The sequence below is a fragment of the candidate division KSB1 bacterium genome (assembly GCA_034506255.1).
In the GTDB taxonomy this organism is placed as follows: Bacteria; Zhuqueibacterota; Zhuqueibacteria; order Zhuqueibacterales; family Zhuqueibacteraceae; genus Coneutiohabitans; species Coneutiohabitans thermophilus.
In genome coordinates this window covers 37,636-58,618 of the sequence record JAPDPX010000007.1, presented here as the reverse complement: position 1 = coordinate 58,618, position 20,983 = coordinate 37,636, and the positions used below count along the sequence as shown (strand labels likewise).

General features: G+C 59.8%; 12 protein-coding genes and 1 pseudogene. 2 read left to right on the top strand and 11 right to left on the bottom strand.

Features of this window, described 5'->3' with window-relative positions; genetic code table 11:
• Positions 1 to 178: 178 nt before the first annotated feature.
• Positions 179 to 3,295: a BamA/TamA family outer membrane protein gene (locus tag ONB52_15205; protein ID MDZ7417484.1), complete on the bottom strand. Its 3,117-nt coding sequence runs from the start codon at positions 3,293 to 3,295 to the stop codon at positions 179 to 181.
• A gap of 510 nt (positions 3,296 to 3,805) precedes the next feature.
• Here ONB52_15205 and rlmB point away from each other — a divergent pair.
• The gene (gene rlmB, locus ONB52_15200; GenBank protein ID MDZ7417483.1) at positions 3,806 to 4,594 is read left to right on the top strand and encodes a 23S rRNA (guanosine(2251)-2'-O)-methyltransferase RlmB; all 789 of its coding nucleotides are present in this window, start codon (positions 3,806 to 3,808) and stop codon (positions 4,592 to 4,594) included.
• On the opposite strand, the gene ONB52_15195 is transcribed toward rlmB, so the two are convergent.
• The 10 genes and pseudogenes from ONB52_15195 to ONB52_15150 form a co-directional block, all read right to left on the bottom strand.
• Positions 4,548 to 5,735 (bottom strand): hypothetical protein, encoded by a 1,188-nt coding sequence (locus ONB52_15195; GenBank protein MDZ7417482.1) that lies wholly within the window; start codon positions 5,733 to 5,735, stop codon positions 4,548 to 4,550. The genes rlmB and ONB52_15195 overlap by 47 nt on opposite strands.
• Before the next feature lie 670 nt (positions 5,736 to 6,405).
• Complete coding sequence (locus ONB52_15190; GenBank protein MDZ7417481.1) at positions 6,406 to 10,476, bottom strand: gliding motility-associated C-terminal domain-containing protein; 4,071 nt, start codon at positions 10,474 to 10,476, stop codon at positions 6,406 to 6,408.
• 381 nt (positions 10,477 to 10,857) lie between these two features.
• Entirely contained in the window at positions 10,858 to 11,469 is a 612-nt protein-coding gene (locus ONB52_15185) for a polymer-forming cytoskeletal protein (GenBank protein MDZ7417480.1), read from the bottom strand.
• A 12-nt stretch (positions 11,470 to 11,481) separates the two neighbouring features.
• Complete coding sequence (locus tag ONB52_15180) at positions 11,482 to 11,943, bottom strand: polymer-forming cytoskeletal protein (GenBank protein MDZ7417479.1); 462 nt, start codon at positions 11,941 to 11,943, stop codon at positions 11,482 to 11,484.
• Between the two features lie 168 nt (positions 11,944 to 12,111).
• On the bottom strand, positions 12,112 to 13,824 hold the full coding sequence (locus ONB52_15175; protein MDZ7417478.1) for an iron ABC transporter permease: 1,713 nt from the start codon (positions 13,822 to 13,824) through the stop codon (positions 12,112 to 12,114).
• 31 nt (positions 13,825 to 13,855) lie between these two features.
• Positions 13,856 to 14,288: pseudogene (locus ONB52_15170) on the bottom strand (GNAT family N-acetyltransferase).
• Between the two features lie 95 nt (positions 14,289 to 14,383).
• Entirely contained in the window at positions 14,384 to 15,481 is a 1,098-nt protein-coding gene (locus ONB52_15165; GenBank protein ID MDZ7417477.1) for an ABC transporter ATP-binding protein, read from the bottom strand.
• Position 15,482: 1 nt separating this feature from the next.
• Positions 15,483 to 16,508 (bottom strand): extracellular solute-binding protein, encoded by a 1,026-nt coding sequence (locus ONB52_15160; GenBank protein MDZ7417476.1) that lies wholly within the window; start codon positions 16,506 to 16,508, stop codon positions 15,483 to 15,485.
• A gap of 614 nt (positions 16,509 to 17,122) precedes the next feature.
• Positions 17,123 to 18,229 (bottom strand): LamG domain-containing protein, encoded by a 1,107-nt coding sequence (locus tag ONB52_15155; GenBank protein ID MDZ7417475.1) that lies wholly within the window; start codon positions 18,227 to 18,229, stop codon positions 17,123 to 17,125.
• A 185-nt stretch (positions 18,230 to 18,414) separates the two neighbouring features.
• The gene (locus ONB52_15150) at positions 18,415 to 19,395 is read right to left on the bottom strand and encodes an NAD-dependent epimerase/dehydratase family protein (GenBank protein MDZ7417474.1); all 981 of its coding nucleotides are present in this window, start codon (positions 19,393 to 19,395) and stop codon (positions 18,415 to 18,417) included.
• Between the two features lie 361 nt (positions 19,396 to 19,756).
• On the opposite strand from ONB52_15150, the gene ONB52_15145 reads away from it, so the two are divergent.
• Entirely contained in the window at positions 19,757 to 20,665 is a 909-nt protein-coding gene (locus ONB52_15145; GenBank protein ID MDZ7417473.1) for a thioesterase, read from the top strand.
• Positions 20,666 to 20,983: the final 318 nt, after the last annotated feature.

The window sequence follows — 20,983 nt, the reverse complement described above, 5'->3', positions numbered from 1 at the left end:
GTTCAACAAGCAAAGCCTTGCCTTTTCTCTGTGCTGCCATGCCGGTGACGGCATTTTCTTACACTCAAAACCCGCGGTTTGCAGAGCCGGCCGGCCGGTCTGCCGCTTCAGGCACCCGTCTGACTTTTCTGCACAAGGGGGTACGCGGGCCTGCGGTTGACGGTCATGCCGCCTCCGCCTACAACTCCGCCCCGAGCGAGAAGTAATATCGCGGTTTCGAACTGGCCTGATTGAGATTTGTTTTCCAGGCGACATCAAAGCGAAAAAGCAGAAACCCCAGGTTGGAGCGTGCGCCCAGGCCGTATCCCATCTGCAGATCATGCAAGGTGGGCAGGAGCGAGGGGGATCTGCGAAAGGGTTGAAACGCCTCGTGCCGTCCGAATTTGCCGTGCCAGGCTGCGCCCAGATCGGTGAACAGCGTGCCGCGCACATTTGCCAGCGCCAGCGGCAGCGGCCAGCCGAGCTGCAATTGCCGGATCAGCGGGTAGCGGAACTCGAGATTCACCAGGACAAAACGATTGCCGGTTTTTTCATAGTAATCGCTGCCGCGCAGGGGCATTTCGAAGCTGGCGAAATAAATATCTTCCGGCCGGTCGATGCGCAGGCCGCCCTTGAAGCGTTGATTGAGCCAGTTGTCGAGGCCGCCAAGATGGAACTGCTGCGGCTCGCTGCCTTCGGACAGACCGCCGGCCAGGCGCAAGACGAAATTGTATTCCCGGAAGAACTTGTGGTACCGCCGCAGATCGCCACGCACCGTGAAAAAGCCCAGCCCGTTGTGCCCCGTGATCTTGGGGGAAAAGCTCACCGCCAGCTCGGACCGGCTGCCATTGTTGGGTCCGGTCCATCCCCACAACGCGGTGTCTGTGACATAGGCGAGGCTGCCGATCACGAGCCGCAGCCGCCGCACCGGCGTGCCTTCCTGGTGGAGAAATTCGCGATTGATGCCGAGCCAGAGCGCGCCGGCCTCCAGGCGGCGAAAGGTGCTGAATGGCCGGGAGGCAAAGACGGAGAGGCCGTAATAGCGGTCACGCATCAAGCCGGAGCGGGTGCTGTAGAAGTACCAGGCATTATGAAAAGCGCCGATGCCATAGTCCGTGCGCCGCGGCAGGTGAAAGTAGCGCACGAGATAGTTGGAATGGCGCAGGTCGTAAAACAGATCGGTGATGAAATCGATGCGATGATTGCCGAGCACATCGGAGAGCGAGATTTGTGTCTGCCCCTGCACCCCGAAGAACTGGTTGTAGCCGGCGTTGCCGTAGACAATGTCCGGGGTGAATTTGGTTTTGTAGTCCCGCACCAGGTATTTGCCCTCGGCGGTTTTGTACTGCGTGCTGTCAGCGAGGGCCACGCGTTCGGGGCGCGGCTGGACGATGCCGTTGGCGAAATCTTTGCCGAAAACATACTGGCGATACCTGCTGGTCGCATCGTCGGTGTGTGCAGGGACCGGGAGACTGTCGGGCAGGGCGCGCTTGTGTCTGCCCTCCCAGGCGGTCAGGAAAGTGGTTTTTTCAAGGCGAATCGTTTCCGGCTGTATGTCGAGCGGATTTTTGAGCAAATACACATCATAGCCGCCGTTGAAAAATGAGACGAAGGTGAGATGCGAACCCGCTCCGGCCCAGGAGAGCTGAAAGATGCCGGAGACGACGTTGGTGATCGGGTATTCTTTTTGGGTGGCAAAGTCGTGCAAATAGATGTTGTAAATGCCGGAACGGTCACTGGTGAAAGCGAGCTTGTCGCCTTGCGGCGAAAAGACAGGCGACTTTTCCGAAGCGGGCGTATGGGTAATGCGCGTGATATGAGCACCACCGGCCGTGTCATCCATTGCGACAAGGTAGATGTCGAGATTGCGGTAATCACTGCGCCAGATTTTGAAATCCGGCTCGAGCCGGCTGGCATCCAGGTGATGGCCGCGATCACTGACGAATGCCAGACGCGCACCATCCGGCGAGTAGGAGGGCTCGAGATCGCTGAAGACATCCTGTGTGATCTGGCGGATTTGTCCGCTGGTCAAGTCGACGGCGTAGAGATCGCTTTGGCCATTGTGCAGGCCGACAAACGCGATCTCATGGCCGCGCGGCGACCATGCCGGCGAGAACACACCGTCCAGCCCGAATTTCAGGCTGCGCACAATTTTTCTTTTGTGGATATCGACCAGATGCAGCGCATCCTGCGCCCCGGCTTTGGCGGCAAAAACGATCTGCGTGCCGTCGGGCGACCAACTGATGCCGGGGCGCAACCAGTGTAATTCCTCGAGATTGTCGGTTTTCTGGCCGCTTACCAGCTTGCTGATGATTTTGCCGTCCAGGGTGCTCATCAGGTAGATGTCGAAATAGTCGGATTTGTCTGACAGGAAGGCGACCAGATCCCCCTTGGGCGAAAGGGCGGCGCTGTTGTTGATGACGTTGCGGTCGGCGAGATGATCGGTGAGTGGTGTGCCGATTTCCTGCGGCTCCTGACGGTTGGCGATGTCGGGCCAATATTGCCGGCGGAGATGTTGCTGCCAGCGTTTGCTAAGATCTTCGATCTCAACGCCCAGGGACTGCCGCACGGCGCGTTCGAGGCTCTTGGTGATTTTGAGCCGGCTGAGCAGCTCGCTGATTTTTTTCGGGCCGTAGCGTTGTGCGAGATAGTGGAACACCGACTGTCCGCCCTTGTAGGCGAGAAAACCGTGGCGGCTCAGCTCATGGATCGCAGGCACATAGCCGTTGAGCGCGGCATCCCGCATGAACAAGTCGCTTTCCGTGTCCCAGCCGCGGCTTTCATACTCCGCCAGCCCCTCGATGAACCACAACGGCATTTGTATCCTGCCCAGGCCGGTGAGAATCGCCTGCACCCCGGAGCCATACACCATTTGCAGCATCACCGCGTGGGTCAATTCGTGATGGATGACATGCCGGAATTTCTCCCAATCTCCTTCGTAGGGCACGACCACACGGTTTTTGAGAAACTCGGTGAAGCCGCCCACGGCCTCCTCCGGCGGCCCGGGATTGAGGTTTGTCTGCTGGAAGTCATTGTGGCTGTTGTACACCACGATCGTAATGCGATCCTGCAGCTCGTAGCGGAAATCCGCCAGCAAGGCCTGGTAGCTTTGTTCCGCCACTTCGGCAGTGAACTCCGCCAACCGCTCTCCGCCGGCATGAAAGTAAATGTCGAAATGCCGCGACTGCAGGTAGCGGGCCTGGAAGCTTTTGTACTGCACGTGGTTTTTGCCAAAAGTTTGGCTGTAGAGCGGCGGGAAAAGGATGAGAAGAAGAAAGGCGAAAATGCCGCCAAAGGCGGAAAATCCAGGCGTCATGCGTTCTCCGTTGGCTGCGCTGCCAGCCCTGGCATCCTGCCTGCAGAAAATTTTAACGAAGCCGAACGGGGTACGGTGCTTTTGCTGTGGAAAAGCCGTGAGCAACAGATGATGGCCGCAGGTGTAGCACCTCCCGTGGGGGGAAGCGACCGTGAGATCGCCGGCCACTGTCAGGCGAAAGTGACAGCTCCCATCCGCTAGCGGCCCGCGCGCCAAAGCTCTTGACATTCAAGCGGGCGTTGCTTATTGTGGGCGCGTTGCTTTCCGGCGGAAATGACGATCTCCAGGGACGCAAAATGCAAACAGGGCTTTGCGAACATTGTGTACATGTACATGTCATTCACAACCGTCGCGGAAGCCGTTTCTTGTTGTGCCGCAAGGCAGAGAGCGATCCGGCCTTTCCGAAGTATCCCCGTTTGCCGGTGACTGCCTGTCGTGGTTTTGTTGACAAGTTGGATTCTAACGCCAACCCACCCGCAATGCACCCGTCGCGGTAATTGCCGGAATTTTATGTCTGATCTCATGATTTTTGGAAGAAACCCGCTGGCGGAGGCGCTGGCGGCGCAGATACCCGTGCGCAAAATTGTCCTGGCACAAGGCATCGGCAGCGCGGAGATCGAAGCCTTGTTGCAGCAGGCCCGCGCCCGCAAGATTCCCGTGCAATTGCTGCCACGGCCCGAGTTGGACCGCCTGGCCAAAACCAACAAGCATCAGGGGGTGGTGGGATGGTTGGCCGCCGTGGAATACACCTCGTGCGAGACCATGCTGGCCAATGTCGAGCGGCGCACACCGCGCGAAAAACCGGCGTTGCTCCTGCTGGACGGGGTGGAGGATCCGCGCAACCTGGGCGCCATCATTCGCGTGGCGGAGGCCGCGGGCATGCACGGTCTGGTGATCACCAAAAAACGTTGCGCGGATGTTACCGCGGTAACCATCAAAACCTCTGCCGGAGCGGCATTTCACCTGCCAATTGCGCAGGTCGCCAATCTCGCCAGCCAAATCGAGGCACTGAAAAAGCGGGGATTATGGATCGTGGGGCTGGATGAACGGGGCGAGCAAACGGTATTCGAGATGGATGCCAATCTGCCTCTGGCAATTGTAGTGGGCGGCGAAGGCAGGGGCTTGCACCGACTGGTTCGGGAAAAGTGTGATTTTGTCTATTGCATCCCGATGCGCGGCCGGGTGGCCTCGTTGAACGTGGCCACGGCGGCAGCGGTCGCCTGCTATGAAATCGTGCGGCAACGCCGCAGCCTCAATCATTCGGTGAACCCGCCTCCGAACGCGCCGGCCGGGTCATGAATTCCATGTAGCGGGGCGCGATTTTGCCCGCACGCAGCCTGCCGCTGGCAAACAGATCTCGAATGAAATCGGCATAAGTCAGACGATCGACCTTCAAGCCGGACTCGAGGTACGAGTAAATCACTGCGGCCAGCACATGCGCACCGCTGTCCCTGGTTTGCAGGTATTGCCGCACAGCCGTGATATTGCCGGCTTCCTCCCCATCCGTGGCCACCGGCAGAAGCTGCCGCCGTCCCGCCAGCCACAGCTCAACTGCGATGACCAGTTCTTTGCGAAGATAGTCCGGCATGCTGCGGCCTCCGGCATAACGGCGCTGCGCGCTGACCAGGAAGCTGTCGGACTGCAGGGCGGTGAAATCCGCGGCAAACAGCGAATCCACCAGACGGTCGCAATAGGGATGTGCCAATTGCTCATAAAAACTTCTGACCGTCTCCTTGAGCGGATTGCTGATGTCCGTCGCGCGCTGGTAACTGCTGAGACGAATTTCATGGGGGTGGGAGAGTGCCAGTAAGAACACCTGCAGCGTGTCGCGTGTGTCAAAGTCGACGAAAAAGCGCTTCAAATCTCCGACCACGTCGTAGGACTGCAATTCCTGCCTGGCCTGCACGATGCGCGCGTTGATGGCCGGCCATAGTTGCTCCCGCCAGTAGTTCTCGAAACCGCTGCTCTGCAGGTGCCGCAGCACAGTTTGCAGGTGCGGCTTGACATCGATCCACTGTCGCCAATTGTTCTGGCTGGCGTAGTCGGACTGCATCAGCCGGTCATAGATTTCCTTGTTGCGATCCATGGCCTGCAGGATGGCGCCCAGACTGTCATCCGCTGGCACGAACGAGAGCAGCAGGCTCAGGCGCGGCCCGGGCGGCCACTCCGGGCCGATGATCTTGTCAATTTGCAGGATTGCGGTCTTAACCGGTGCCGGCAGTTTGCTGCCCCACTCGTGATGAATTTCGGGATACAATTTAAGGTAGAGTGGCCGCCCCGCGAGTATGCCGATGAGATGACAAGTATCATATTTCAGAGAAGGTTGAAGTGACCAGAAAGTAGTGGGGGTGGGGATATTCGCCGACTCTTTGGTGCTGCAGCCGGTTGACAGCAGCACGCACGCAATCCAGACGATCAATCCTTTTGGAAGCTGTCGCATTCCCGGGTGTTTCCTCTCTCCGCATCGGTGGAAGTTTGTGAGGATAATTGACGACCGGCAATCTAGAGATTTTGCAGAAAAATGCAAGCCACCATAAAAAATCCCCAGGTCCCGGAGGACGCTGGGGATTCTGAGGAGGAAGGAAAACGACTTGGAAGAAGAAGGAGGTAGCAAATTCTGTATAACATAGCCGGACGAATTGTCTGGCCGTTTGCCTCTGCCCGGCGTGTCGATCCTTCTAACCGAGAACGGGATAAATTTGTTCCCATCAAATTCCGGGACTTTCGCGGCGCTTTCGATGGGTTACCGGATGAACTTTGAGGGAAGATAGTCTGAAGAAAAGATGACGGAGCCACCGGGTAGGGCCCCGTCTGGAAAGGCGACTGAAGAATGAGATGAGCGAAGGGGAATCCTTCCGGCTAACCGGGTTGCCCGCGGAAGTCGCGCCCTGCGCTCATCATGGAGGCCCCCAGCCTGCAAATGCACGAGTGATGGCTTTTCCCGTTGCTCTATCCCCCCAAAGAAGAAAGGGGAATAATCTGAGCATCCCCGGGTCAAATGTCAGATGATTCACCCTTTCAACTCCCCCACAGAATCCCCATGTTTTTGTTAGTATAGTTCCTTGTTCAGGGCAAAAAATTTCATGTGATCAGAAAAAAAATTGAAACCTTTAGCGCGCCAGCACGACGTAACCGCTGGCAACATTCCTGCCTTTCTCCTGCAAGGAATAAAGATAAACGCCGGGTAACAATTCGCGGCCACGCTCGTCACGGCCGTTCCACTGCATGCGTTTGCCGCTGTGGCGATTGTTGGTGAGCAAGGGGATGCCATTGGCATCGAAGATCTGCAAGGTGGGATTTACAATATTCAAGCCGGAAAAGTCGAATTCCACCACGTCATTGAAGCCGTCGCCATTGGGTGTGAAGGGATTGGGGCGAACCACCAGTTTGCCCGACAGCACCTGTAACTCAGCAACCTGAATGAGCAAGTGTTGTTGATTGTTGGTTTCACTCGCCTCCCGCAGCACCCCCGCCGGATCACAAACCAGGCTGAGCGTGTGGCTGCCCCGCTCCTGAAAAATGAACGAGACCGGCAGATCAATATCCCGGCCGGGAACCACACTGGCCAGGGTGGTATCCTGCCAAACCCGGCCATCGGCAAGGAAGTGAATCTGAACACCGGCTACTGGCGCCCTGGCCTCCAGCCTGACGCGGCCGCGTGCCTGACCGGGCCGGCCTGCAGAAAACTCGCCGACCGGCACCAACTCGACCGCGATCAAGTCCGGCAGGGATTGACCGACAGTGAAGAAAGAAGACACTGTCGCACGATTGGGCGGAGTGGACAAATCTTGTGCTTGAATCTCCAGCGCCACCCTCTCGCCCGGCAGAAATTCTTGCACCGGTTGATAGTGCACTGCATATGCGTCGGCCGTTCCCGAGATTTGCGGTACCACGTTCACATGATTCACCCGAAGCTGAATCGAGCTGCGGTCAACTCCGGCGCCTTCATCGCGCACCAGAAACGAGATGTTCGTCGCTGCGGACACCTCTGTGGCGCCGTTGGCTGGTGTCAGGTCTGTAACAAATGGCGGGGAAATATCCTGAACGACCTCGAATGCAAAAGTGTCGGGCGGCATGATGTTGGGCGGTACCGCCAAATCCTGTGACTGTACCACCACTGTGATCCTGGCGTTGTAAGGCCACGGCGTTGGCGGCTGATGGGTCAGGAGATAGTCACCGGGGTGTCCGGTTATCACGGGCGAAACCGCCTGGCCGTTGATGGACATCTGCAATGCGTTGCGATCAACGCCACTGCCGTTGTCGATGATGTGCACGGAAATGCCGGCCGTCACCGGTACGTTGGTGGCGCCGGGTGCCGGGCTTTGACGTGTGGCATAAGGTGGCTCCTGATCGCGGTCACGCGCCATGACAAAGTAATAAGTGCGTGACAGTTCGTTGGGCGTGCTGGCGCGATCACGGGCACGGAGATGCACAAACACCGTGTCGCCCGGTGCAGGCCCGGCTGCTGGACGGTAGTGCAACTGAAAACCCCGCTCGATCTCGGTCAGAATGGGCTCGACCGTCTGCTGATTGATCGCCAGGACGATGGTTTCGCGGGCCACGCCGGTCAAGTCATCCTCCAGGCTGGCGCGGATTTCGATATTCGCCGGCACATTGATGGCAGAGGGCGCGGGAAACGGATCAATCAGCCGCGGTGCCAGGGAATCGCGTACGGTGGTGAAGGTGTATTCTTCCGGGGGCGAGAGAATATTGGCTGGTGACGCCAGATCCCTGGTCTCCAGACGAACGTGCACCGTTTGATTGTCACGAAATGCGCGGGGCGGAAGATAGTGCACAAAGTATTGCGCCGGCGTACCGCTGATCACGGGTTGCACCCTTGTGCCATCAAGGTGGAGGGCGATCGTGCTGCTGTCCACGCCGGAATCCAGATCACGCACTTCCAGGCGGATGTCGGTGTGCAGCGCGACGTTGCGGCTGTTGCGTCCGGGGTGGCGTTCGGTCACAAACGGCGGGGCCGTATCGGGCCTTATGCGAAACGAATAAGCCACACTGTCAGCATTGGCCGGCCGGCTGCGATCCGCCGCGGCCACCTGCACGCGCACCGTCTCATTCAAACGGAATGGCGAGCCGGGTTGATAAACCACCGCCAGGCGCTGCTGCGCGCCTGTAATCGCCGGTATGACCGGCACGCCGTTCACCTGCATGCGAATGCTGGCCGAATCAACGCCGGTGATATCGTCAACAATCTCCAGTGCGATGGCGGTCTGTGGCGGCACTTCGCTGTCATCCGGGGCGGGGTTGAAATTGATGAACAGTGGCGGCTTGACATCCAGCGGCGGGGCCGCCACCACATGAACCAGTGCCGTGTCGCTGCGCGTCAAGCCGGCCCCCTGGCCTGTTATAATGATGGCATAGTCCCCCGCGAGCAAATCGCGTCCGGTGCGCAGCGCGAGTATGGCGCGCTGCCCGGGCAAAACGCGGGCGGGCGCCAGGCTGCCATTCATGCCGGGAAGGGCGGGTGCGAGGGAGAGTACGACTTCCTGGTTGAAGCCTGCAAGCGCTGTAACCCCGACTTGAAAGGTGGTGGAATCGCCTGCAACGAGAGACCTGTTGCGCGGCTGGATGACAATTTGAAAATCCGGCAACGCGGCAGGCACAACCTGCACGCGCACCACAGCGCTGCGCCTCAGGCTGCCGGCCTGCCCAATTACGTTGAAGGAATATTCTCCCGCGAGCAGGCTGCGGTTGGTGTGCAGTCTGAACAGGGACGTTTGCCCGGGGAAAATCCTTTCGGGCACATAGCTGCCCTCGATACCGGGAAGGATGGGCGAGAAAGAAAGCGCGACCTCCTGGTTGAAACCATCGAAAGCCTTGAGCGAGATTTGAAAATCCGCAGTCTCACCCGCTGTTAGCGATCGCAACGACGGCGCAGCCACCACCTCGAAATCCGGCACCGGGACGGCACAACTGGGGATGAAGATGGAATCGGTTATCGCCTTCGCGACTTGTGGCAGCCCGGAAACCTGCACCGTCAAATTCAATGTGGTATCCGCCGGCGGACATTGCGCCACCACCCTCCACGAGGCAGTGCTGGTTTCGGCCGGGCTGAGAATGGGATCGGCCAGCAGTTTGGTGGCTTGCTCATTAAAGGCCAGCAGCAAGCCGGGCGGCAGGAGCAGCCTGGCCTGCACCGCACTCACGGTTTGAGTGAGCCGATTGTTGACCAGCAGATTGACCTCGAAGGGGTTGGGTGAGAGCACACCGCGAGTTGCGCTCAGGCTGCTCGCGACAGCGAGGTGCAGGGTCAAGGGTGCACCGACGTTGCTGGCGACATCTCCGACACCGTAATAAGTCGCAACGACACGGTGCTCGCCGGATTGGAGATATTGTTCATCCCAGCGCAGCAGCACGGCACTGTCATCGTAAAAACCCGCGACGGGTGTGTATTCCCAGCTCACCGTTTTCAAGTCGAAATGATTCCCTATGATGAAGAGGTTGGGCTGCACCGCACCATTGCCGTTGAGCGTGCCTTGCGCGATCAACCCCAGCGTGTCGCCCGGACCGCGCGTGGTCTCGAAGGCCTGAAAGAACTCCGGTATGGCGGGAGCGGTGAAGACGGTGTCGCGGCGGCTGTAGCCAAAGCGGGTGAGAATCGAGGCCGCGTCGTTGCCCGCCACCTGGGTGTCGAGCTGCAGCAGCACACCGACGAGATGGGGCAGGGGCGAGTGGTTGACAATTTCATACTCGATGAAGACGGCACCGGTGGTGCGGCTGAATTGCACGGGCGTCAGGCGCTGCATGATGCTCACGTCACCAACGGCGTATTCGCATCGGATCGCACCGCCGGCGCGGTGTGGTGCAGCTGTCACCCGCAATGGTTCGGCACCGCTGTGGTAGGGGATGTTGCTGTATGTCCTGCCGTCTACGCGAACGTTCAGGTGGGAACTGTAGAGCGCTTGGCCAAAGCCGAAAAGCAGGCGCTTGGTGGGTGTGCCGACCGTGAAAGCGCCCGCCACGGTAATCTCGTTGGGCGGTGTCTTGCTGGTGTCGCTCGCGGCCAGCACCTGCACCGTCACCAGCCCGTTGCCCAACAACAAGGTATCGGCACTGATGAAGCGCGCGCCTTTCGGGTGCAGGGCGGAGGGAGCCTCCTGCGCCCAAATGGGCGCGGTGCACAGCAACCCGCCCAGCAACAGATTGCGCAACGTTTGTTGGAACACCACCCGCTCCTCCTCGCTGAGCCTGGAATCTGCCGTGGCGTGAAGCCTGTTGGTGTTTTGCAACGCGCGGCAATGTACATTCCCATGCCCAGCAAGTCAAGCGGAAAACCGGCAGGGAGAGAGGGTGGTGTGAAAGTGCGGAGCGATTGTGGCCTGCCGCGGCAGCATGAATCTTCAGGATTCTTTTTCGGCAGCGGCCTGGTCGTAGCTCCGACACTTGAGCGTTGGCACGACCTTCAAAATTTGGGAAACCTCAGCCCGTGGGGGGAATGTTATCTGACCGACAGGGAGCCGCGCAGCCAGATAATCATCCGGCAAACGCGAAATCCTTGCACGCAGCCGCAGTTTTCAGGCAAAACTGCGGGAAGCGGAAGAAACGCTTCAATGCCGGCCGGCAGCGCTGCGGCTGAAATCACCGGCTCTGGTAGCCTCGGCAGGGCTCTGGCCGTGGGTCAAGGCTTTGACGCCACCGTCTTCACTCATCGAGCAATTGCCATCGAAGCGCGCACCATCATTGACCATGAGCTTGGTGGTCTTGATGTCGCCTTTCAAAACCGCACGACTCTCCAGCACCACCTTGCCGCTGGCAAAAACCTGCCCGTTCACCAAACCGCCAATGACGGCATTCTTGGTGCGGACTTCACCACGAATCTCACCATCCTTGCCGACCACCAGGGCATCGGTGGTGAGGATATGCCCCGTCACCCTGCCATCCAGGCGCATGCTGTTTTGCACTTTGATGGTGCCGTCGATGACAGCACCCTTGCCGATGATGGTATTGAGGTCGCCGGTTTTACCAGTATCTTCCATGACGTTTTTCGAAGGTTGTGAAGTTGTGGTTCGCGGTACCACGGGTTTGGGATTGGGAGGCGCCGGCCGGCTGGCGAAGAGTGGTGTCTCAAAATCCCGGAGGTCCCGCTGCGGGCGTTGCGCCGGCGGCGGCTGGCTGCCAGCGGCGTCGCCAAAGAGCTTGCTCAAGAATGAAAATTTCATGGCGGGATTTCCTCATCGTGCAGCAGCCGCTTCGTGCCGGGACATGACCTCCATGTTCATCGTGCCCGGCCGGTTGCCGCGGCTGGCGTTTTCAGGCAGAGAGGCCGCCTTGTCGTCGTCACTCATCGTGCATCTGCCCTCGAAAATGGCACCCTCGTCAATCACCAGCCGGGAGGTTTTCACCTCGCCATGCACCACCGATTTGGCCTCGAGCACCACTTTGCCGCTCGCCAGAATGCGGTTGCGCACCCGGCCGCCGATGATGGCATTGCGCACGCGCACTTCCCCTTCGATTTCCCCCTCCTTGCCGACGATCAAGGCATCACTCACTTGCACGTTGCCAACCACCTTGCCATCCACTCGCAAGCTGCTCTGCACGGTGAGAGTTCCTTCAAAAACTGAGCCGCGCCCGATAATCGTATTCAGTTCACCACTGCTGCGTTCGGCTTCAGCATTGTCCTTTCTTGTCAACATGGCAGGCTCCTTTGTTGAATTGATGACCTTCATAATTACCCACGCGCCGGAAGAAATGAAGAAACCGATCGAACAAAAAGGTTGTGCGGCGAAAAACGGCGCCGCAGCCCAGCGTCGGCGCTGCGCTGCTGGCCCATGGCAGACGGCAGAGCAACCGGGCGCAGCCGATCAGGCGGTGAAACCAGGTTGCTGCGGGCCCTGAAATTTTTGTGCCAGCGCCAGTGTCACGGCGATGAGCACGGCGAGCAGGACCGAGTAGGCCGCGACACTGCCCAGGTCGAACTCACGCAGTTCGGAAAAGATCGCCACCGCCAGCGGCCGGTTGGAGGGAGTGAACAACAAAATGGAGGAGACAAATTCGCCGAGCGCAATCACGAAGGCGGTAACTGAACCGATGATGACACCGGGCAGAATCAGCGGCAGCGTCACACGGCGAAATACCATCCAGCCACCGGCACCCAGGTTGTGCGCCGCCTCCGTCAGTGCCGGATCCAGTTGGGCATGCGCGGCAGCCATGGCGCGAAATTGAATGGGCAGATGCCGCACGAAATAGGCCAGCACCATAATGGCAGAAGTTCCAACCAGGATGCGGCCGCCGGTGAACCAATGGGGGGTGATGAATGCCGCGATCAAAGCCATGGCGATCACCGTGCCCGGCACTGCCCAGGGCAGCATGACACTGATCTCGAGCAGGCCGGCCATGCCTGGCAGCAGGTGTTTGCTGCGCGTGGCAAGCAACACGGCGGCCAAGGCCAAAATCGTGCCCAATGCCGTGGCCACGGCAGACATCCACAGGCTGTTCCACCAGGGCTCTGCCATTTTTCGGCTGCGAAACAATTCGGCAAAGTTCGCGGTGGTGAAAGTGTCCGGCAGGATCTCCGCGGTCCACGTCCCGTTCTTCACGAAGGCCATGAGCAGAAGCGTGAGCTGGGGCAGCATCACAAGCAGGGTGACGATACTGCCGGCGGCCGTCAGGGCAAATTTTTGCCAGCGGCTGGTGACCATTTGCGCGGGCGCAGCCACGCCCTTGCTGCCGCGGCCCGGGGTATGGCGATTGCCGTACCACCGCATAACAAAGACGAAGACGATTGATATGCCCGCGAGCACCACCGACTGCGCCATGGCGAGCGGCAAGTCGCCCTTGAGCTTGGCATTGTAAATTTCGAGCGACAGAAAGCGCCAGTCATCGCGAAACAGATAGGGCGCGGTGAAGCTGGCCATGGAATTCATGAACACCAGCATGGCCGCGCCGAGCAAGGCGGGCCGCAGTTGCGGCAGGATGACACGCCACCACAAGCGTCCACGGCTTGCGCCCAGCCCCAAAGCCGCCTCCTCCAGGGAGCGATCCAGTCCGGTCAGTGCGTTGCGGGTCAGCAGATAAAAGAAAACATAGAAGCTGTAGGTGTGCACCAGCAGAATGGCGGGCACACCACGCATGACCAACGGTGGCGAGCTGGTGGCCAGCACATGCTGCAGGATGCGCGGCAAAATGCCGGTTTCGTCCATGAGAATGAAGAAGGCGATGACGCCCACCAGGGGCGGCAGCAACAGCGGCAGCGTGGCGAGAACGCCAAACAGTTTTTGTCCGGGGAACTGAAAGCGGGTGTACAGAATCGCCAGCGGCACGCCGGCCAACGCGCTCAACACAACACTCAGCAGCGAAATTTTCAAGCTGCCGATGAGGGCCTGCAGACTGCCGGAGGCGCGCAGGCTGAACAAGCGCGCGAAATGGGCCGGTGAAAAGCTCATGCTGCCGGTCGCGGGATCGACCACCCGCAGACTTTCGAGCAGCATCGTGCCCAGCGGAAAGTAAATCGTGAGCACCAAGGCCGCGAGCAGCGCCGCAAGTGCGGCGAGCGTGAAGGGAGAAGGCTTGCGCACGGTAGCGGAAATTTATGCCCGCCTGATCCGATCAGGCCGCACTGTTTTCCCCTGGAATTGTGATGGCGAAATGCAGAACCGCTACAGGTTTTGCCATTTTCGTATGGAGCGCAACCGCGGGTTCATCCCGGCGGTCGGTATCGGCCTGCACGATGATGATATGAGCGTTGCGCGCCGCGGCGATCGCTTTCAGTGTTTTTCAGCAAGGCTGTCGCAATGCCCTGCCGCCGGGGTGTTGCTTTCACCGCAAGATCGTAGAGATGGATTACGCTGCGTTCCTGCTCGAATTTTTTCAGCTCGTAGGCCGCGAGACCGCCCACAACCACACCTTTCTTCAGGGCGGCCAGGGCGATAAAGGTGTCGCTGCCCAGCAATCGCCTGAGATAATCCTCACTGGGACGGTTTGCGGCATAGTTGTCCCACGCATTGAAAACCTCGCCGAAGGTCTGCAACAGGGCATTCATGAGCGGGATATCATGCGGCGTGAGATGACGAATATCCCTCGACCAGACCGCCTCCAAACTGCATGACTTGACAGGGAGCGCGCCCGCCGACCTGATCAGCCCGGGAACAGACGCACATGCCGGCGCGCAATGCGCATAGTTACTTCTCTGCCTTCGGCCGGCAACCAGGCCTGTGGCCCGAGCAACGCGTGTTTGACTTCATCGGAAATGAGCGCGGTGCACACAATGCCGTCAACCGTGATTTGAGCCAACCAGTGCGAGCCGGCATACTCCAGGCCGTGCCATCGGCCTTCGATCCGCAATGCCTCTCCTGCCACAGCGTCGCTTTCTCCCAGCATCACATGCTCCGGCCGGAAGGCAAGCTGCACCTCAGCGGCCGCCGCTAGCGAAGCATGGCCGCCGGGAAATTGCATTTCCCAGGTCGCGCCTCTGATGGTGAGACTGTTGCCTTGTCCACGGCTGACGCGGCCACGCAGCACGTTGGTCGCGCCGATAAAATTCATCACGAACAAATTTGCCGGGTTCTTGTAAATCTCCTCCGGCGTGCCCACCTGTTGCAACACGCCGTGATCAAGAATGGCGAGGCGGTCGGAAAGCGCCAGGGCCTCTTCCTGATCGTGAGTGACATAGATGGTGGTAATGCCGAGGCGGCGCTGCAGACGCTTGAGTTCGCTGCGGGTGCTGTGACGCAGCCTGGCATCGAGATTGGAGAGCGGCTCATCCAGCAGCAGAATTGCCGGTTTGATGGCCAGGGCGCGCGCCAGGGCGACGCGCTGTTGCTGGCCGCCGGAGAGCTGGGTCACCGGCCGCCGGGCCAGCTCGTTCATTGCCACGAGCTGCAACGCCTCGTGCACGTTCGCCGCGATTTCGGATTCAGGTCGTTTGCGCGCGCGCAGGCCGAATGCGACGTTTTCAAAAACCGTGAGGTGGGGAAACAGCGCATAACTTTGAAAAACCATGCCGGTGTTGCGCTGATTCGGCCGCCGCGCCGTCACATCCTCGTCGTTGAAAAAAATCCGGCCGTGCTCCGGCGTTTCAAAGCCGGCGATCATGCGCAGGGTGGTGGTTTTGCCGCAGCCACTCGGTCCCAGCAGGCTGAAGAATTCCCCCTCGGCAATATCCAGGCTGAGCTCCTGCACCGCCGCGAGCGCGCCAAAAGATTTGCGAATCCCTGCCAGCCGCACGCGCGCCATATCACTGTTTGCCCCGATTGCGGATATTGGCGTCCCAATACTGCATCCAGGCCTCCGAGCTGTCGGCGAAAAGCCGCCAATCCATGGGCAGCGGCGGAAACCGGGCGGGATTGGTCTCCGGGGGAAACTGTGAGAAGTCCAGATCCCGGCGTGCCGGGATGCGCCAATAGGTTTGCGCCGCATGCCTGAATGACTCGGGTGTGGTGATGAACTCGTAGAATTGCCGCGCCAGTTCAGGGTGCCTGGCGCCGGCGAGAATCGCCAAACCCTCCGGTACCAGCGGCACGCCACTGCGCGGCACGACATAGTCGAAGGGATAGCCATAGGTATTTGCCTGCAGGGGCACATCCGGATGATTCCACAGCGTGAACGCCGCGCCGCCGCGCGCCAGTGCCAAATAAAGCAGGGCCGGATTGGCGGCATAGGATTTGGTGTTGGCATCCAGCCGGCGCAGCCAGTCCAAGCCCGCGGCAGACGAACCGGTGGCGCGATAGTCACGGTAGATCATGGCGAAGAAGATTGCGCGCATGGTGCCGGAGGCGATTGGATCACGCAGCACGATGCGACCGCGCCATTTTTCCAACACCACATCGTCCCAATCCTGCGGCGCCGTTTCCCGCGTCAGCGTCTCGCGGTTGAACATGATGATTTCGGGTGTGATCCAGGTGGCGTACCACAAGTCGCGGGGATCATGAAACGCGGAATCCACCGCGGCCGCCCAGGAGGGGCGATAGGCCTGCAGCAAACCCTCGCGTGCCGCCTGCATGAAAGTGGGGGCCGGCGCGCCCCACCAAATATCGCCCTGGGGATTGGCCCTTTCCGAGCGGACACGATCAAGCACATCCTGTGCGCCCATGTCGTACCAATCCACTTGCACGCCGGGATGAGCGGCCTCGAAGCGCCGGGCAAAATCTTCCAGCAGCTCCTTGCCATGGGGAGAGTAAACCACGAGTCTTTTTTCTGCCCGGCTGCCACAGCCGGCAGTGAGGAGGGGGAGAAGCAGGAGATGAATGAGAGTGCGTCGCAAGTGCCGTCCCTTCAGCAAGAGTTACGATGAAAAGCTCACGCAGACCCTCCTGTCTGCAAAGCAGGCTGAATGCCCAATGCTGCCAACTTTTTTGAAGTGGTAAAATCCCAAAGCCAAAACATGCACGCGAAGTCGCAGCGGCTTCGCAAAGAGTAACCGTTCCGCCACGGTTTACCGTGGCTTTATCTTGCGATTCTGCCGATGCTCGCTGCGAAACTGCCATCGCCAAGCCGCAGCAGATCAAAAAGGGGACTGAGCTGTTATCACAAAGATCTTTCAACCACGAAACCCACCGGCAGCACGGGGGGAAAACTTGGTGGCCTGTTAGTGCCTCAGTTACGTCCGGGAACGGTCGCGCGGACATCTTCTCCCCGGGCGGGGATGTCTGCGCTACTCCACACGTCACTGAAGGATTATGCGGCCGGTGTGATTTTTGATGGAGCCGTGGCTGGTTGTTTGGCAATGGCTGCAGAAAAACTCTTGGTGTCTCAGCGTCCCGGTGTGGGAATTTCGCTTCGTTTAAAAAAGTTGGTGACATTGGGCTGAGGGCCGTGCTGCGGCATTTTTCGTCAGAGGGATCTGTCCGGTTTTTGCGAAGCTGCCGCCGCCGGGACTCAGTCTTCAGTCAGCCTGGGGCGGTGATATTTGCGGATCAGGGCTGCTGAGTAGCCGGCCTGGCCGCTGCGATCCACGCATTTCAAACGATAGGCATAGACGCCGCTGCTGTCGGGATAGTCGATGAAATGATAGAGCACATTTTGGGTGCTGGTGCCGGTGGCCGGCACATAGCCAACTTTCGCAAATGGCACGGCAGCAGCGGCGGGGCGGCGTTGAATTTCAAACCCGTGCAGGTTGTCTTCGCGTGCGGTTTGCCAGCGAATTTCCAGCCCCTGGTCTGCACTGCGGCCAATTTGCCACTTTGCCAGTCGTGCGCCGCTGGTGGCCTCCTGCCAAACCCTCTGCCAGCCGTCGGCAGGATGTTGCGTGTTGCGGCCAATGCCCGCCTGCTGGTGCGTGTCGAAATCCCACAAGCCCAGGGTGCCATGATCCTGCAGCAGCGGCCGGGCGGGTTGAAAGCCGGCGGCGCGATAACGCGGCCAGGCAGAGATGCGCACCTCGTCCAGCTTGCCGGCGAAATGAGAGACGCCCGTGCCGCCGCCGAGGTGCAGGACAAAGCGGCCGGGCCAAATCGGCATCGTCGCGCAGACGCGGCTGACGAGTTGTGTGCCGTCAAGGAACAAGCGCAGTTGCGGCAGTTGCCCCGGCAGGCGTTCGCAAACCAGGGCCAGATGCCGCCAACTCTGCGCTGCGTGTTTTGCGGCTGCGGTCAGCACCATCATGGAGCAGGGAAGCGCCACCTCTGCTGTAAAAAGCTCTGCCGCCTGGCGCCGCAACTGGCAGAAAACACGCCCGGAACCGGACTCCAGCAGCGCCAGCAGGGTGGCGGGAGTATTGCTCTCCTCCTGGAACCAAAATTCAATCGTGAAGCCGGGCCAGTTGGCCATGGCCACGGTATCGGCACGCAAAGCCAGAGCGGCGCGTTCGAGCCGGCGCAAAGGCGTTTGCGAAAAAAGGCCAAACCACCATCCTGCCTCCTGTTGTTCGACCACCATCGGTCCGGAAAAAGTCAGGCAGCCGTCGCGGCGCCAGGAGGTTTGAGTAAAAAGGGGAAGGACAATCAGGGCAGTCAGGAACGTCGCGATCGCAACAACTCTTTTCACCGGTGCTCGCTTCTCCACAATTTTCCATGTGCCGCGGCTTTGGCATGACTGGTGACTTGAGGTGGGGTGGTACAAAGAAGGTCGAGTCTCATTTCAAGCCGCGTTAAGATAGAAGACTCAGCTTGAGAAGCAAGCGCTATTTTGCCCAAAACGTAATGCCGCCATCGTGTGGGGACGTTGCACCCCTAAAGCCAGCCGTTTGCGCGATACCACTCCACCGTTTGTTTGAGACCCTCGGCGAGGGGAATCTCCGTGACAAAGCCGAGCTGTTCTTTGGCCTTCTCGCCGGAAAAGGCCCAGCCGGCCTGCCGCATTTCACGAATCTTGTCGAAGTTCAACAGCGCGGGTTTGCGCACGACCCTGGCCACCAGCTCGCTCACGGCGGCCACCAGCGGGGTCACTGCTTCCGGCACGGTGATCGCGAGGGTTTTCTTTCCGAGCGCCTGTGCGATGGCCAGGCCGAGCTCGTTCCATTCATAAGGTTCGGGGTTGGTGAGGAAGTAGGTTTCGCCGACAGCCCTGCGATGGCTGCCGGCGAGTAGAAGGCCGCGCACCAAATCATGCACATGAATCAGGCTGGTCCAGCGTTCGCGCCGGCCCGGCCGCAGGCGGATGCCGAAATTGACTTGTTTGAAATAGTTGTAAACGTCGCGATCGCGCGGGCCGTAAACGATCGGCGGCCGCACGATGGTGATCGGCATTTGTGAACGAAACTCGGCGCAAGCCATTTCCCCGGCGTATTTCGATTTGCCATACACGGAAACCGGCTGCGGGGTCTCCTGCTCGGTGCGCAGTTGCTTGCCGCGGCTGGGGCCGGCGGCGGCGATGCTGGAGACATACACAAAGCGTTCGAGATGCCGGCAGTGGCGGTGACACGCGCGCAACAACGCCGCGGTTCCCTCACCATTGGCGTGAAAGTATGCCGCCCTGGTCAGTGCTTTGGTGACGCCCGCCAGGTGAAAAACATGCGTGGCCTGGCGCAGGGCTCCGGCCAGCGCGGCTTCGTTGAACAGGTCTCCATAAACATAATTCACCGGCAACTGCTGCAGCCACTGCAACGAGCTGGTCGGCCGCACCAGGCAAAACACCTGCTCGCAGGCCTCGACCAGTCGTTGTGCCAGAAAGCTCCCGATAAAACCCGTGCCGCCGGTGATGAAAGCGATCATGTTTCCTCCACTCCACTTGCGCTGGTTCAACCGCACTGCCGTGAAATCGTCCCGGCACGAATGCGCGGGAACCGCCGGGTGCGGCCACCGCCGGAAAAGCAGCGGCAAGATAAGCAATTTTTCCCGCCGATGGCAGCAAAAATTCCGGTGGCCTGTGCACCACCATGCCGCCGGTGTCTTCTTCGCAAGCGCACGGTGTTGCTGCCGGCGGGCAGGCCTGGCAAAGCAACGCTCTGCGGCCGGTCTTTTCCCTTTGCCAATTCGTTTGACTGACCACCGGCCGCATGGCCTTGACTTCCTGCAGCGGGCTGAGTATCTTCCGCCGGCTTTTTGCACCCCCATTCGCAGGAAAGGAGCAATCTTGTCTCACGTCTTCCGCCGCGGTTTCCGCGTGCGCCATTACGAGCTGGATTTCTTTCACCACCTGAACCAGGCCGTGTTCGTGCAGTACATGCAGGAAGCTGCCATCGAAGCTTCCACCGCTGCAGGCTACAGCCCCGCATGGTATCGCGAGCGCGGCGCGGGCTGGGTGATCCGCAAGCTGGTGATTCGCTACTTGCAGCAGGTGGTGTACGGCGACGACCTCGAAATCACCACCTGGGTGTCGGACATGAAACGGGTGACTTCCCACCGCGAGTATGTGCTCATGCGTGTGCGCGATGACGCGGTGGTGGCCCGCGCGCGGGTCAACTGGGTTTATGTCGATTTGAACACCGGCCAGCCGCTGCGGATCCCCGCAGAATTCCAGGCCGCCTTTCAACCCGCCAACGAGCTGGCACCGCTGCGTGTTCGCATCCCGCATGCGGCGGAGATTGCCGGCGCGCATCGTTATGAAAGCAGGCGGCGCGTGCAGACTTACGAAGTCGATACCGTGCAGCACGTGCATCATGCGGTTTATTTGCATTGGGTCGAACAGGCATACTTCGACGCCCTTCGTGCTGCCGGCCATCCCATCGAAAAAGTCCGCACGCATGACTGGATGGTGCTGCAGGGCGGGCATGAGATCGAGTATTTCGAGCCCGCCTTCGATAATGATGCCATCAAGATCGTCAGTTGGCTTTGCCATCTCGGCCGGGTGCGCGGCGCCTGGTGGCATGAGATTTACAATGCCGACACCGGCCGCTTGCTGGCGCGCGACTATTCCCTGGGCGTGTTTGTCGATCGCCGCGGCAAACTCACGGAGCTGCCCCCGGAAATTCTGGCCGACGTGGTGCGCGGCCCGGTTGCGGCCGGAGTTCAATCCGAGGCCGCGGTGCACATCGCGGGCTGATGGCTGCAGTTGGCTGACGCCAACCAGCGTTATGGTCCGGCGCGGGGCTGCGCGGTTCAGGCGGCGGCAGGGCGGTCGGCGGGAACCCGGTGAAAGCAATGCGAAGCGCGCTTCTTTTTTACCACCTGAATTTTGCATCCAGATTGATCCCCTCCGCGAGAAACGCCGCTTTGATTGGACGTCGCACCACCCAGGGGGTGGTGCAGAAAAAATTTTCCAGGCAAACGTGCGCTCAACTCCGGCAGGGTTGCACTTCACGCATGTCATTTCTTGCGGACAAGATCAAGCCAGCATGTAAAATTCAGGCAGCACAACAGC

Excerpts from the sequence above, each read along its gene's own strand:
- ONB52_15205 (MDZ7417484.1), bottom strand. The coding sequence starts at position 3,295 with ATGACGCCTGGATTTTCCGCCTTTGGCGGCATTTTCGCCTTTCTTCTT.
- rlmB (MDZ7417483.1), top strand. The coding sequence starts at position 3,806 with ATGTCTGATCTCATGATTTTTGGAAGAAACCCGCTGGCGGAGGCGCTG.
- ONB52_15195 (MDZ7417482.1), bottom strand. The coding sequence starts at position 5,735 with ATGCGACAGCTTCCAAAAGGATTGATCGTCTGGATTGCGTGCGTGCTG.
- ONB52_15185 (MDZ7417480.1), bottom strand. The coding sequence starts at position 11,469 with ATGAAATTTTCATTCTTGAGCAAGCTCTTTGGCGACGCCGCTGGCAGC.
- ONB52_15180 (MDZ7417479.1), bottom strand. The coding sequence starts at position 11,943 with ATGTTGACAAGAAAGGACAATGCTGAAGCCGAACGCAGCAGTGGTGAA.
- ONB52_15165 (MDZ7417477.1), bottom strand. The coding sequence starts at position 15,481 with ATGGCGCGCGTGCGGCTGGCAGGGATTCGCAAATCTTTTGGCGCGCTC.
- ONB52_15150 (MDZ7417474.1), bottom strand. The coding sequence starts at position 19,395 with ATGATCGCTTTCATCACCGGCGGCACGGGTTTTATCGGGAGCTTTCTG.